A 13,810-nucleotide genomic window follows, 5' to 3' on the forward strand; every position below is an offset into this window, starting at 1 on the left:
GCCTCACTGGTGGATGTTCGGGCAGGTGGTGCCGCCCGCCGCGCTGGCCGGGCAGAGGTTGTCGCCGATGAGGTCTGCGCGCGGAATCTGCAGGTGGTCCATGAACTCGTTGCAGACGGCCTTGCGCAGCTCCAGGTCGGAGATGTGCGCGATGATGGAGGCGGCGGGGACCGCCAGCGAGAACCGCGACTGGTCGCCCAGCACAATCTGGGTCAGCTGGAAGATGCCCTCCTTGCCGGGAGTCGTGTCGTAGTACGCGGAGACGATGTCGCGCTGCAGCTGGGCCTCCTGGCCGGTGGAGCGGCCCGCCTGGTAGAGCGCGGTCGCGAGCAACGTACCCACCTGGTACTCGGCGCCGTCGGCGGAGAAGGTGCCCAGGTCCTGCTGCTGCACGCGGGCGTACAGCAGCGCGCTCATGCACCGGTCCCCACGCGACAGGTCGCGCGCGTCCGTGACGGCAGAGTAGGCGCCGCCGTCGAAGGAGGGCGCCATGAAGCGGGGGTCACACCCGCTGGGGCTGCGGCAGGTGGCGCCGTAGGCGTGGTAGTCCGCCAGGCCCTCGTCGAAGGCCTTGAGCACGTTGGCGCCCTGGCTGGGCGACTGCGAGCCCCAGGTGGACAGCGACTGGGGCAGCGACTGGCCGGCGTACGCCAGCCGGTTGAACACGAGGTGCGAATACTCGTGCGCCATCACCGCCGCGTTGAGGGGCAGCGGGGCGCGCTGGATCTTCTCGAACGGCAGCACCAGGAACGACTGGAGCACCGGGTAGAAGAGGGCGTTGTCCCGCGCCGGCTCCTTGCTCACCTGCGCCTGGACGAACTCCGGGAAGTAGTAGAGCGTCGGCGAGGGCTCGAAGGACACCGTCTTCACGTTGGCGACGGTGCGGAAGTACTCGTTGGCGCGCTCGAGGTTGTAATACGAGGTCACCATGTTCCAGGAGTGGAAGTCCGCGGGCCAGAGGACGTCCTCGCCCGTCTTCTCATCCTTCTGGGAGATGTAGCTGGCCTTCACGTCGTGGCCGGACTTCTTGATCAGCACGTCCGCGATGGTGTCTTCCGTGGCGTTCTGCAGCCCGGGGTCGTTCACGTCGATGACGATGCGTGCGCCACCCTGGAGGTCGCCGACGGTGCCCTTCAGGCCGACGACGTCTTCGATGGTGGTGAGTTCGACCTGCGTGGGGACGTACTGGCCATTGCTGGAGCGCGACAGGACGGAGACCTTCACGGGGGCCGTGCTGTCCGGCGCGCAGCCCGTGGCCAGGGTCAGCCCGACGGCGGCGGTGATGACTGTTCGGAGCATGACGCCGTTTTACTCCGGACCGCTCAGAACGTGTATTCCCCTCCGAGTGTGAGCAGGCCGGACACCTCCGCCGGGGTGTCCTGGGGCACGTCCCGCTGGAGGGCCACGGAGGCCCACAGCCGCACCGCGTCGCCCAGGCGCACCGTCCACCGGGTGGCCACCACGTGGGCCACCCCCTGGCCGGGCACGTACCGGGTGAAGGCGTAGGATAGCTGGCCCCTGACGGCCGGGGTGAGGCGCCAGGAGAGGGACGGCTTCACGTCCCAGCGGACCGGGGCGGAGGGGAAGCCGGTGCTGGCGTTGACGTCCCCCAGGCGCCGCGTCACGGCCGCACCCAGGTCGCGCAGCTGGCGGCGGCGCAGGCCCGCCAGGGCCTTCCGGGCCGCCACCCGGCTTTCGAGCTGGGCCTCCAGCGTCTCCGTCTCCGCGTCCGTGAACTGGCCCGCGGTGAGCGGGTCCTCGCTGTAGAAGGCGTAGCCCCCGCGCAGCCCCAGCTCCCAGCGGCCGTCCCAGATGAGCCGCGCGCCCAGGGTGGGGCGGGCCGACCAGAGGAGGTCCTCCTGTGTGTAGCGCTCCGTGGGGGTGCCTCCGGAGACGGTGAAGAGCTGGCGGCGCAGCGGGTAGCGGCTGACGCCCACGCCCGCGTCCAGGCCGTACTCCCAGGTGTCGAAGCCCGCCGAGTCCCAGGCCGCCCCCAGCTGCACCGCCTGGCTGCCGTAGCCCGTCCGGGCGGTGAGGCCGGGGACGTTGAGGCGGGGGCGCTCCGGGGAGAGCTCCGTGTCGGAGGCCTTGGACAGCCCCAGGCTGACGGCGCCGGACAACAGCCAGTGCCCGCCCGCCAGGTGATCCACGCCCACGGAGAGCTGGTGGGTGGCCGCGGTGCCGGACTCCGGCCGCGCGCCGGTGTAGCCCAGCGTGAGGAAGGTCGCCTCCCCCACGCCCACGTCACCCAGCAGGCTCCAGAGGGCGTAGCCGTGGCCGCCGCTCGCCTCCAGCGTGACGGAGCTGTCCGCTGCTTCCGCCCGGGCCGTGCGCGCCCCCAACAGCGCCAGCAGCACCAGCCCCGCGCGCGCGGACGCGGACGTGGGCACGCTCCCGGGCCGGCGGCGGGTTTCCAGGTCCCCCTGCATGGAGGCTCCAACCCGGGAACCCTTTCCGGGTTGCGGGGACGTGCGCGCCTGGCTGCTCAAGCGCCCATCTTCCGAGTGAGACGGCGGTGAAAACACAGGGGTGCCGGAGCCATGGATTCCTTGACGCGTCGTTTCCACGATCCGCTATGGTGCCCGGCCTTCCTTCCCGAACCAAACGCAGGCGGTCTCCATGGCGGTCCCGTTCATCTCCGAGGTCAAGCGTACCCACACCTGCGGTCAGCTCACTGCCGCGAACGTTGGCGAAGAAGTGGTCCTCTTCGGCTGGGTGCACAACCGCCGCGACCACGGCGGCGCGGTGTTCATCGACCTGCGGGACCGCGACGGGCTCACCCAGGTGGTGTTCGAGCCGGACAGCAAGGACGCCCATGAGACGGCCGGGCACCTGCGCCTGGAGTACTGCGTCGGCATCAAGGGCAAGGTGCTGTCGCGCGGCAAGAACGTGAACCCGAAGATGAAGACGGGCGAAATCGAGGTGAAGGCCTCGGACCTGACCATCTTCAACCGCTCGGAGCCCACGCCGTTCCTCATCGAGGACAACGTGGAGACGTCCGAGGAGAAGCGCCTGGCGCACCGCTATCTGGACCTGCGCCGCGGGCCCCTCCAGAAGACGCTGATGACGCGCTCCAAGATGAACACGCTCGCGCGCTCGTACATGGCGGGCAACGGCTTCCTGGAGCTGGAGACGCCCTTCATGGGCAAGTACACGCCGGGTGGCGCGCGTAACTTCCTGGTCCCCAGCCGCTTGAACCCGGGCAAGTTCTACGCGCTGGCGGAGAGCCCGCAGCTCTACAAGCAGCTGTTCATGGTCGCGGGCTTCGACCGGTACTTCCAGATCGTGAAGTGCTTCCGCGACGAGGACCTGCGCCTGGACCGGCAGCCGGAGTTCACGCAGATCGACGTGGAGATGAGCTTCGTCACCCAGGACGACATCTTCACCATCATCGAAGGGCTCTTGAAGAAGCTGTGGGGCGAGGTGCTGGGCATCGACATCCCGACGCCCTTCCAGCGCATGGACTTCTACGAGTCCATGGCGAAGTACGGCAACGACAAGCCGGACCTGCGCTTCGGGCTGGAGCACACCGTGCTCACGGACGTCATCCGCGAGCACGGCGCCGCGGGCGGCGTGCCCATGATGTGGGACGCGGTGCAGGACAAGGGCATCGTCAAGGCGATGGTCGTCCCGGCGGAGAAGGCGCTGTCCCGCGCGGAGAGCGACAAGCTGGAGGACTTCGCGAAGCAGGCGGGCGCGAAGGGCCTGGCGCGCGCGAAGGTGGGCGAGGGCGGTGAGTGGACCCAGTCCCCGCTGTCCAAGACGATTACGCCGGCGCTGCGGCAGGCCATCAACCAGGCCGTGAACGCGAAGACGGGCGACCTCATCCTGTTCCAGTTCGGCAAGGAGTCGCTGGTCCACACGGTGATGGCGAACCTGCGCGTGCACGTGGCGAAGAAGCTGGGGCTCATCCCCGAGTACGGCAGCGGCGGCCAGTGGAAGTTCCTCTGGGTGGTGAACCCGCCCCTCTTCGAGTTCGACGAGGAGACGAACACCTGGGCGGCGGCGCACCACGCCTTCACCCGTCCGCACGACGAGGACGTGCAGTACCTGGGGACCGACCCCGGCCGCGTGAAGTGCCACCGCTACGACGTGGTGCTCAACGGCTTCGAGATTGGCGGCGGCTCCATCCGCCTGCATGACCCGAAGGTGCAGAGCGAGGTCTTCAAGGCGCTGGGCATCCAGGAGGAGGAGGCGCGCGTGAAGTTCGGCTTCCTGCTGGACGCGCTCAAGTACGGCGCGCCCCCGCACGGCGGCATCGCGCTGGGCATGGACCGCCTGGTGATGCTGCTGACGGGCGCGGAGTCCCTGCGCGACGTGATCCCGTTCCCCAAGACGAAGACGGGCACGGACACGATGACGGGCGCCCCCGGCGACGTGGACGAGAAGCAGCTGCGCGACCTGCACGTGCGCACGGTGCCGCTGCCGCAGAAGTAGCCTTCGTGATGACGCCGGGTGGAGGACACTCCCGGCGTGCCGCTTTCGTTCCTCGCCGCACCCCGGGCCCTTCGAAAGGCCCGGGGGAGTGGCTGGAAGGTGACGGACGGCCCCCCGGCACGGCTGGACATCCCGCTGCCCGTGGCCATTGAGGACCCGTGGCGTGCGAGGAGGCGGGCGCGATGCGGGGACGGGGCTGGGCGGCGTGGGTGATGGCGTGGGCCCTGCTGTGCGCGGGGCCGGCCTTCGCGGCCGAGACGAAGATGCCCCCGGGCCTCACCGGTGGCTGGGGCGGGGCGCGCGGGCTGCTCTACGAATTGGGGGTCGCGCTCCAGGTCCGTTACGTGACGGAGCTCGCCTTCAACGCGCGCGGCGGCAAGGGCCATGCGCTGCGGCAGGCGGGCCAGCTCAACGTGGGGCTGGGCCTGGACATGGAGAAGCTGGTGGGGCTGAAGGGCGGCACCTTCCAGTTCTCGTTCACGCACCGCAACGGCAACAACCTCAACGCGGACATGGAGCTGGGGAACCTCCAGCTGGTGCAGGAGGTGTACGGGCGCGGCAACGTCGGGCGGCTCACGCAGCTCTGGTACGACCAGCTCTTCTTCGACGGGCGCGTGCACCTGAAGCTGGGCCGCGTCACGGTGGGCGAGGACACGGCGGACTTCCCCTGCGACTTCCAGAACCTGAGCTTCTGCGGCGCGCAGCCCGGCAACATCGTGGGCAACTACTGGTTCAACTGGCCGGTGAGCCAGTGGGGCACGCGGCTGCGAGTGGACCTCAAGAAGGTGGCGTACGTGCAGCTGGCCGCGTACGAGGTGAACCCGCGCAACCTGGAGGAGGCCTTCTACCTGGGGCGCTTCAACGGGGCGACGGGCGTGATGCTGCCCCTGGAGCTGGGGTGGAACCCGAAGTTCCGGGGCGACCGGCTGGAGGGGCTCTACAAGGTCGGCGTCTGGTACGACACGTCCAACGCGCCGGACGTGCTGCTGGACGGCGTGGAGCGCGAGGGGCGCTACGGCCTGTACTTCGTCGCGCGCCAGCAGCTCACGCACGTGGCGGGCGCGGAGAACACCGCACAGGGGCTCAACGTGTTCGCGCGCCTGACGTACGCGGACCGGGACACCTCCACGCAGGACGGCCAGTACACGCTGGGCCTGGGGTACACGGGCGTCTTCGGCCGGGCGGATGACGACGTGGGCTTCGCGCTGGGCGCCACGCACTCCAACGGGCGCTACGTCACCGCCCAGCGGCTGGAGCAGGCGCAGGACCCCAGCACCGTGGTGCCGCGCACGGAGTACCTGGGCGAGCTGTACTACAGCCTCCATGCGACGCCGTGGCTCGTGCTGCGGCCCAACTTCCAATACATCCGCCCCGGCGGTGACGAGGCCGCGCGCAACATCATCGTGCTGGGCCTCAAGGGCGCGCTGACCCTGTAGGTCATGTGGGGAGAGGGCCCCCTTTCCGCGCCGCTTCGCCAGGGGATTAGAGTGGGGCCATGGCCCTGTCACCCTCGTGGGATGCGTGGCTGTCGGAGAACCTGCTGCGTGGCGTGCCGGAGGAGGCACTGGCCCGGACGCTGGTCGAAGGAGGGGTGGCTCCGGAGGAGGCGCGTTCGGAGGTGGCTCGCGCGCGGCGGCACCCGGCGGTGGAGGCCGGGGGCCCGCATGTGGCGCTGGCGGCGGAGGTGGTGTCGCTGATGGACGTGCGCGCGTCGCTGCATGCGCAGGCCCGCCGTGGGGTGGAGCGGCGGCGGGGCGTGTCCGCGGAGGAGTTCCAGGCCCGCTACTACCGAGCGCACCGCCCCGTCGTCCTGGAGGACTTCCTGGAGGGCTGGCCCCTGTTGGAGCGCTGGCGGCCGGAGGCGCTGGCGCGGGACTACGGCGACGTGGAGGTGGAGGTCATGGCGGGCCGCGAAACCCGCGCGGACCATGACGTGTCACCGGATGCGTGCCGCACGGTGGTGCGGCTGGCGGACTTCCTCCACCGGCTGGAGCACGGCGGGCCCAGCAACGACCTGTACCTCACCGCGCGCAACTTCGCGCTGGAGCGGCCGGAGCTGCGGGGGCTCCTGGAGGACCTGCGGCCGGCCCCGGGCTTCGTGTACCCGACGCGGCAGCCCGGGAGCCTCAAGCTGTGGGTGGGGCCGGCGGGCACGCGCACGGCGCTGCACCATGATGTGGACTCGGTGTTGTTCTGCCAGATCCACGGGCGCAAGCGCTTCTGGTTGGTTCCGTCCTTCGAGACGCCTCGCATGTACAACCGCGAGCACGTGTGGAGCGCGGTGGACGCGGCGGCGCCGGACCTGGAGCGCTTCCCGGATTTCGCCACCGCGCACGTGCACGAGGTGGTGGTGGGCCCCGGGGAGATGCTCTTCATCCCCGTGGGCTGGTGGCACCAGGTGTACGCGCTGGACGTGAGCGTGTCGCTGACGTTCCAGTCGCTGGATGTGCCCGGTGGCAACGCGCGGTGGCACACCTTCGGCTGAGGTGTGCCCACCGCTTCAATGGCTTGCGTCAGCCGTTGAGGTTTTCGTCCTTCGGCGTTTCAGGAAGGGGCGGCGTGGACGGCGGTGGCGTGGGCGTGGGGGGCTCGGGGGCCCGCTTCCGGCTGAGGTCCTCCTGCGCTGGGTCACAAGGGGGATTCGGGTTGGGGACGATTTTGTATGAGTTCTCGGGAGGCGTCATGGAGTCCGCTCGTGGTGGATGTGGACGACCCAAAAGGTTCAGCCCGATTCAAGGGAGCCGGCGATGACGTCTTCCTTCCCCCTCGAATGGAAAACGTGGCTCGCGAATAACCTTGCGCGTGGGGTGCCCTCCACGAGCCTCGCCGCCCGGTTGGAGGCGGCGGGACTGGCTCCAGAGGTTGTCTGGGAAACGATTCGGGCCGCGGAAGCCCATCCCGCTGTCACGCGGAGCCGTGAGTTCACGGGACGTCTGGGATTGCTTGAATCGTTGCTCGAAACGCGGTCGGTGTTACGCCGACAGGCATTGCCGGTGCCTCGCGTGGAGCGGCGGTCACGGCTGTCGCCAGCGGAGTTTTTCACGGAGTACTACCGGCGCAACCGGCCGGTTGTCATTGAAGGGCTGATGGAGGACTGGCCCGCGCGGACGCGGTGGACGCCCGCGTGGATGGCCGAGCGCTTCGGTGACGAGACGGTGGAGGTGATGGCGGGGCGCGATGCCCAGGAGCTGCCGGACCTGCATGCGGACCGCCTGCGCCGGGAGGTGCCGCTGCGGGAGCTGCTGGCCCGGTTCGACGGTGCGCCCGCGAACGACATGTATCTGGTGGCTCGAAACAGCCTGCTCTTGCGGGATGCGTTCCGGCCGCTGCTGGAGGACCTGCGTGCGCCGGAGGGGTACATCCAGCCGGATCTGCGCGGGCCCGACCGCGTGCACCTGTGGCTGGGGCCGGCGGGGACGCTGTCCAACCTGCACCATGATCATCTCAACGTCCTGTTCTGCCAGGTGTGGGGGCGGAAGCAGGTGTGGTTGGCGCCGTCGTGGGAGACGCCGTGGATGTCCAACGTGCGCGGCTTCTACAGCGCGGTGGACGTGCTGGCGCCGGACCTGGAGCGCTTCCCGGACTTCGCCCGGGTGGCGTTGCACTCGGTGGAGGTGGGGCCGGGGGACACGCTCTTCATCCCGGTGGGGTGGTGGCATGCGCTGCGGGCGTTGGACCCGAGCCTGTCGGTGACGTTCGTGAGCTTCGAAGAGACACCTGGGTTGAACACCTGCTGGCGGGAGGGCTGGCTGGGCGCCACGCCTCCGGAGGAGCACCGATGAGAGCTTCGCGTGAAGTGGAGTCGGGGACCTCGCCGCTGACGCCCGAGTGGCGGCGGTGGCTGGTGGAGAACCTGGTGCGCGGTGCGTCGCCGAAGGAGCTGGTGGCGTCGCTGGAGAAGGCGGGCGTGTCGGCGGAGCAGGCGCGGCGGGCGGTGGAGGTGGAGCGGGAGGAGCCCTTCGTCGCGGGCGCGCTGCGCGCGGTGGGCATGCAGCGAAAGCTGGAGGGGCTGCTGGACGTCTACGCGGAGCTGTTCCAGCAGACGGAAGGACCGCCGCGCGTGGACCGGCACGAAGCGCTGACGCCCGCCGCGTTCTTCGAGCGCTACTACTTCGACAACCTGCCCGTGGTGGTGCGCGACGGCTGGAGTGCGTCGCTGGAGCCGACGGCCTGGAGCCCCGGGAACGTGGCCGCGCTGCTGGGCGAGCGCGAGGCGAGACACGCGTGCTGCGTGCCGCTGTTCGAGGACCCGCGGCTGGAGTCCCTGACTCAAGGCCTGACGACGCTGCGGGGATTCACGGCGGAGGAGGCGCGCGCGTGCGAGCCCCGCCTGTGGTGGGAGCCGCCAGGGGCGGAGGTCCCCCTGCGCGCGGCGCGCCGCAACGTGCTGCTGGCGCAGGTGCATGGGGAGCGGCGGCTCCAGCTCGTTCCGGCCTTCGACTTGCGGCGGGTGACGGCGGCGTCGGAGGGCGACGGCGCACCGGTGCGCCTGGAGGTGACCCTGTCTCCCGGGGAGTGGGTGCTGCTGCCGGTGGGGTGGTGGCACGGCTTCAGCGCGCCAGGGGGCGGCGTCGCCGTTTCGTTCGAGGCCTTCGCGCTGCCGGAGCCGAACGTGACGTGGGATGCCGACGCGGAGCCCCAGCCATCGCCGCTGCCTCCCAGGGACTGAAGCCGCGCCCGGCGCTACTGGTACAGCAGGACCTTGTCCACCCAGCGCATGCTGGGCTGTTTCTGGTGCCAGTCCAGGCGCTCGGCGCGGAGGGCCTGGGAGGGTTCTTCGCCGGATTGGATGCGCTCTCGCACGGCGCGGAAGAAGGCGCCCGCGTCGTTGGGAATCTCCGCCGTGGCGGCGAACACCGCCCTGGCTCCGGAGGCGACGAACGCCTGCGGCAGCGATGACGTCTCATGCAGGATGGGGACGAGCCGGGCCGCGCTGCATGCGCCCAGCACCACCAGCGGCGCGCCATGCAGGTGGCGGCGGCGCAGCTCCTCCGCGGTGAGCGCGTAGCGGCCGTCCTGCTGCGGCGACAGCGCGATGATGGTGGCGTCCGACAGCGCGCGGTCCACCACCCCGTGCGCGTGGATGTCGATGTCCGTGGCCTGCTCCATCGCCTCCAGCACCCGTTCAGGCGTGGCCTGCGCGCCCTTGAGCCGCAAGAGCCGCTGCGCGCCCGCCAGGTCCACGTCCGCCGCGGAGGGCAGCCGCGCCAGCTTCAGCGTCATGGGCGGCTCCACGTCCGACACCACGACGTGCATGGGCGGCTTCGCGGGGGAGGCCGCGTGCGCGCCCGTGCCCACCCGGTAGCTCCAGGCCAGGTCCGGCGGCAGGATGCCCGCGCGGCTGTCCAGCGGCGGCGCGGCCAGCACGGCGACGCGCGGACAGTCGCGCAGCAGCTCCACCAGGTCGCCGGGCACCAGCCCCGTCAGGTCATCGTGCAGGGGCAGCGTGCGCGAGGCGTCATAGCGCCCCTGCACCTGACCCTGCGGACCGCGCACCACCGTCACCGTGCGCTCCGCCTCCACCGCCGCCGCCAGCACGCAGCCCTCCGGCACGGGCACCTGGAGGCTCTGCGCCACCACGTCCATCGCTTCCCGGAAGGCCCCCGCGTGGCCCGCGCTCACCGCCAGCGTCTGGAAGGCCACCGCCCTGGCGTCGCGCGCATCCGCGTTCACCCGCAGGAGCGGCTCCGCCTCCGCGATGGTCTGCCGGAGCACCCGCTGGCCCTCCTGCCAGTCACGGTCCACCAGGTACCGTCCCCGGATGAGCGTGGCCAGCACGCGCCGTCCCGCGTTCTCCCGCAGCGGCGTCACCCGGGCCAGCTCCGCCGTGAGGCGCGCCTCGTCGGACGGCCGCGGCGCCAACCGCGCCAGGTCCGCGAGGATCCACGCGCCCTGCAGCCCCGGCGTCAGGCCACACGCCAGCGACTCCTCCAACTCCTGCCGCGCTTCCTGCGGCCGGAAGCGCATCAGCGCCAGCGAGGCCAGGTTGAGGTGTGCCTGCGTGCGCGCCTTGCAGTCATCGGGCTGGCGGGCCAGGGACTCGGTGAGGTAGGCGCGCGAGAGCGCCACCCGCACCTGGAAGCGCGTCGCGTTGGCCATCATCACCAGCGCCAGTCCCTCGCGCTCCCATTCGCCCAGCGCGGCGGCCTCCTGCCACGCGGCCCTCGCGGACTCCTCCGCCTCCACCAGCCGGTTCGACGCGGTCGCGCGGCTGCTCAACCGCAAGAGCAGGTCCACGCAGCGCAGGGGCAGCTTGCGCGCGCGGCATTCCTTCAGCGCCTCCCGCAGCCGGTCCCCGGCCGGAGTCCCCTGGCCCGCCAGGTCATCCAGCCGCGCACCCTCCTGCTCCACGCGCGACAGCACCCAGGGATCCGTCACGCCCGACGTCAGGGCGCGAAGCTCCTCGTATGTGCGCGCCACGCCCGGCGTGCGCAGGAGCGCGCCCAGCAGCAGGTCCTTCGCCGTGGCCTCCTGGCGCAGCCGCTCGATGAGCGCCGCGGGGCTGGGATGCGCGTCCTGCACCAGCTTCGCGTACTCCCGCGCGAACGGCGCCCGGTGCGTGAAGTCCATCACCGCCACCCGCCGCACGGTGTCCGCCAGCACGGCGTCCCCACCGGCCGCGTGGTCCAGCACCTGCGCGAGCGGCAGCAACTCCTCCACCTGCCCGGAGTCTTCCGCGGTCGCCAGCAGGTCGTAGAAGGACTCGCGCGCCAGGCCCGGGAAGCGGGCCGCGCCCTCCAGGGGCAGCGGCGCCTTGCTCGAGCGCAGCCGGGCGAGGAACGCCTCGCGCGTGGCCTTCCAGGCATCCGCCCGCGCCTGGAAGCGGGCGCGCAACGTCCGCGCCTGTTCGCGCGCCTCGTCGCTCCAGCCGGGCTCGCCCTTCGCGGCCACCGCTTCGAACGTCATGGCCGCGAGCAGCGTCAGCCCCAGCTCGCGCGCCACCACGGCCCGGTTCCAGCGCGCCTGGGGGTGATCGGGCATGGCCTCGAGCGTGGCGTCCAGCAGCGTCAGGGCTTCGTCGGAGTGGCCGCGCAGGATGGCGATGGCGGCCAGGTCGCTGTCCCGGTCCAGCGAGGGCGACGTGCGCCTCAGGTACGCGAGCGCCTGCTCCGTGTCGCCGTGCAGGAGGTAGCTGACGCCCACGCCGTGCGCATCGCCTCGCTCCTCCAGGCGGGACAGCGCGCCCAGGGGCACCGGCGGGGCCAGCGCGTCCCGGCCTCGGGGCGGCGCATAGGGGCGGTACACGTCCGCGGAAGGGAGGCTCAGCCGCACCTCCAGGGGACGGTGCGACGCGTCAGCAAGCCACAGCGCCGGCGTCTGCGGCCCGGTGTCCCGCTGCCTCCACGCGTGTACGGCGACGAAGCCCAGGGCCATGCAGAGCGCCAGGGCCACGAGGCCCCCCACGCGCGTCATGCCTGTTCGCCCCGGAAGGCGCTTGCCCCGGGGCGTCTGCTGCATGCCAGCCATCCGGGGCCTCCCGCGTGCCCCCGCACCATCTCCGCGGGTCCTGCGGGCTCCAGTCTAGGGCCAATGCCCCCGGGCATGACAAACCCGGGGGCAAGGCGGCGTCCGGAAGCGGAAGGCCTACTCCACCTTCAGGGGGGCGCGCGTGGACTCCACGACGCGGTGGATGGGGTACAGCTCGCCCACCGTGAGGCTGTCGTCCAGGTACTGCCAGCGGCAGAAGCCGTCGTCCGAGTGCGGCTCCAGCAGGTAGGTGATGAGCGTGCCCGTGCGCTGGTCGGTGGGGACCTTGAGGGTGCCGGCGGGGAACTCGCGCTCGGAGCGCTCGGGGGCCACGGTGAGGATGGTCTCGAAGCGCACCGGCTTGGGCTTCTGGCTCAAGGGGACTTCGTCCTGGCCGGGGGGCGGCACGTTGGCGGCGACGTCCGGGCTGAAGGTCTGCTCGCGGCGGGCGATGCGGTAGCTGTCCACCTGGAAGCGCTCCGCCTTGGCCAGCTTCTCGAAGCGGATGCCGTGGCCTTCCAGCCGGGACGCGAGCGACGCGGGCACCAGGTACGCGGACGGCGTGCTCACCGACTGCGTGGGCACGAAGGTGCGGTAGTGCGGCGTCTTGTAGACCTTGCGGCGCTTGCCCGGGTAGCGGCGCGCCTCGATGCTGGCTTCGTCGAAGGAGTTGATGACGGCGGTGTCCTTGCCCAGCACGTAGGCCGGGTAGTCGAACACCAGCGCCCCTTCCGCGTCGCGCTGGGCGACACCGAAGTTGATGCCCACCCACTCCTTCGCGTCGGGGGACTTGCCGCGCGCGATGATGGCGGACTCCTCGAAGGAGGTGGCGGTGCGGTAGTCCTTCGCGTAGCGGGCGGCGTCGCGGATGAGCTCCAGCACCCACGCGCGGATGACGGCGCAGCGGCGGGGGAAGTCGATGTAGCTGTAGGTCTCCAGCAGCACGTCCAGCCGGCCCAGCAGACCGCGGTAGTGGCTGCCGAAGCGGGGCAGCGCGGGGTAGGTGTGCCAGCCGGAGCTCGGGTTGCCTTCCTTGAGGAAGTTGCCGTACCAGAAGCTGTCGAAGCCGTGCTTCTTCTTCACGGCGGCGGACACGCGTTCCGCCAGCTCGCGGTTGAAGTCCCGCGACATGTGGAAGAGGTCCGCGTTGCCGTGGGGGATGTCGAAGGTGAGGTCGAACCCGTGGATGCTGCCGTCCGTGGTGTGGCAGTCCACGAAGAGGTGCGGCCACCACGTCTGGTACAGCTTCGCCATGGCGCGCGTCTCCGGCGCCTCCTGCTTCATGTTGTCGCGGTTGAGGTTCCAGCCCTCGCCCGTGTAGCGCATGCCCACGCCATCGGGCGGGTTGACCTGTCCCTCCAGGTTCTTCAAATCCAGCGCGCGGTTGCCCTTGCTGATGCGGTCATTGCCGTCCGGGTTGAAGTTGGGGACGAACACGAGGCACAGCCGGTCCAACAGCTTCTTGCCCAGCGACGTGAGCGTGAGGTCGCGCGCGAGCGCCTGGAGGGTCTCCTTGCCCTCCACCTCGCCGGCGTGGATGTTGGCCTCCACCATCACGATGATCTTCTTCTGCTTCTGCGCCAGCTCCGGCGTGAAGCAGTTGCGGTCGCTCAGGATGAGCGCCATGAGCGGCTGGCCTTCACCGCTCTGGCCGAAGTCCACGCGCTTCGCGAGCTTGGTCTGGGCACACAGGGCGTCGACGAAGGCGACCACGTCGGCGCTGCGGGACGTTTCCTGGTAGTCGGTGGCTTCCGCGCGGGTGAGCAGCTTGGGAGTGGGCATAGGTGCCGCGCATCCGAGCGCTCCGGCCCTGCGGCGTCAAGCACGCGCGAAGGGGAGCCGTCTTGCCGCGCCGTGGCGGTGTCCCATATGAAACCGGCCGCGGAAGACAGCTCGAGGGGTCCAT

At 70.8% G+C, this 13,810-nt stretch carries 9 protein-coding genes; 5 read left to right on the forward strand and 4 right to left on the reverse strand.

The genetic code is table 11. The features are described from left to right. Nucleotides 1–3 precede the first annotated feature (3 nt). Together D7X32_RS11665 and D7X32_RS11670 are read right to left on the reverse strand one after the other, a co-directional pair. Complete coding sequence (locus tag D7X32_RS11665; protein ID WP_120602600.1) at nt 4–1,299, reverse strand: hypothetical protein; 1,296 nt, start codon at nt 1,297–1,299, stop codon at nt 4–6. 23 nt (nt 1,300–1,322) lie between these two features. After that, a complete protein-coding gene (locus tag D7X32_RS11670; RefSeq protein ID WP_120602601.1) occupies nt 1,323–2,429 on the reverse strand; it encodes a hypothetical protein in 1,107 nt (368 codons plus the stop codon). A 190-nt stretch (nt 2,430–2,619) separates the two neighbouring features. Here D7X32_RS11670 and aspS point away from each other — a divergent pair, with 190 nt between their 5' ends. From aspS to D7X32_RS11695, 5 genes are all read left to right on the forward strand, one after another. After that, the gene (gene aspS / locus D7X32_RS11675) at nt 2,620–4,437 is read left to right on the forward strand and encodes an aspartate--tRNA ligase (RefSeq protein ID WP_120602602.1); all 1,818 of its coding nucleotides are present in this window, start codon (nt 2,620–2,622) and stop codon (nt 4,435–4,437) included. A 182-nt stretch (nt 4,438–4,619) separates the two neighbouring features. Then, the gene (locus D7X32_RS11680) at nt 4,620–5,873 is read left to right on the forward strand and encodes a carbohydrate porin (protein WP_147450111.1); all 1,254 of its coding nucleotides are present in this window, start codon (nt 4,620–4,622) and stop codon (nt 5,871–5,873) included. Nucleotides 5,874–5,932: 59 nt separating this feature from the next. Then, nucleotides 5,933–6,922 (forward strand): cupin-like domain-containing protein, encoded by a 990-nt coding sequence (locus D7X32_RS11685; RefSeq protein ID WP_120602604.1) that lies wholly within the window; start codon nt 5,933–5,935, stop codon nt 6,920–6,922. Between the two features lie 484 nt (nt 6,923–7,406). Beyond that, nucleotides 7,407–8,219 carry a cupin-like domain-containing protein gene (locus D7X32_RS11690; protein WP_120602633.1) on the forward strand — a complete coding sequence of 271 codons (813 nt, stop codon included), beginning with the start codon at nt 7,407–7,409 and terminating at the stop codon, nt 8,217–8,219. Further along, on the forward strand, nt 8,216–9,106 hold the full coding sequence (locus tag D7X32_RS11695; RefSeq protein WP_147450112.1) for a cupin domain-containing protein: 891 nt from the start codon (nt 8,216–8,218) through the stop codon (nt 9,104–9,106). Before D7X32_RS11690 ends, D7X32_RS11695 begins: the two co-directional genes overlap by 4 nt. Nucleotides 9,107–9,120: 14 nt before the next feature. Here the strand turns inward: D7X32_RS11695 and D7X32_RS11700 are convergent, their stop codons facing one another. Both D7X32_RS11700 and D7X32_RS11705 read right to left on the reverse strand, forming a co-directional pair. Next, a complete protein-coding gene (locus D7X32_RS11700) occupies nt 9,121–11,904 on the reverse strand; it encodes a CHAT domain-containing protein (RefSeq protein WP_120602606.1) in 2,784 nt (927 codons plus the stop codon). A gap of 117 nt (nt 11,905–12,021) precedes the next feature. Next, nucleotides 12,022–13,686: a M14 family metallopeptidase gene (locus D7X32_RS11705; RefSeq protein ID WP_120602607.1), complete on the reverse strand. Its 1,665-nt coding sequence runs from the start codon at nt 13,684–13,686 to the stop codon at nt 12,022–12,024. Nucleotides 13,687–13,810 lie beyond the last annotated feature (124 nt).

This window comes from Corallococcus carmarthensis (genome assembly GCF_003611695.1).
Classification (GTDB): domain Bacteria; phylum Myxococcota; class Myxococcia; order Myxococcales; family Myxococcaceae; genus Corallococcus; species Corallococcus carmarthensis.

Excerpts from the sequence above, each read along its gene's own strand:
- D7X32_RS11705 (WP_120602607.1), bottom strand. The coding sequence starts at position 13,686 with ATGCCCACTCCCAAGCTGCTCACCCGCGCGGAAGCCACCGACTACCAG.
- D7X32_RS11670 (WP_120602601.1), bottom strand. The coding sequence starts at position 2,429 with ATGCAGGGGGACCTGGAAACCCGCCGCCGGCCCGGGAGCGTGCCCACG.
- aspS (WP_120602602.1), top strand. The coding sequence starts at position 2,620 with ATGGCGGTCCCGTTCATCTCCGAGGTCAAGCGTACCCACACCTGCGGT.
- D7X32_RS11680 (WP_147450111.1), top strand. The coding sequence starts at position 4,620 with ATGCGGGGACGGGGCTGGGCGGCGTGGGTGATGGCGTGGGCCCTGCTG.
- D7X32_RS11665 (WP_120602600.1), bottom strand. The coding sequence starts at position 1,299 with ATGCTCCGAACAGTCATCACCGCCGCCGTCGGGCTGACCCTGGCCACG.
- D7X32_RS11685 (WP_120602604.1), top strand. The coding sequence starts at position 5,933 with ATGGCCCTGTCACCCTCGTGGGATGCGTGGCTGTCGGAGAACCTGCTG.
- D7X32_RS11695 (WP_147450112.1), top strand. The coding sequence starts at position 8,216 with ATGAGAGCTTCGCGTGAAGTGGAGTCGGGGACCTCGCCGCTGACGCCC.
- D7X32_RS11700 (WP_120602606.1), bottom strand. The coding sequence starts at position 11,904 with ATGGCTGGCATGCAGCAGACGCCCCGGGGCAAGCGCCTTCCGGGGCGA.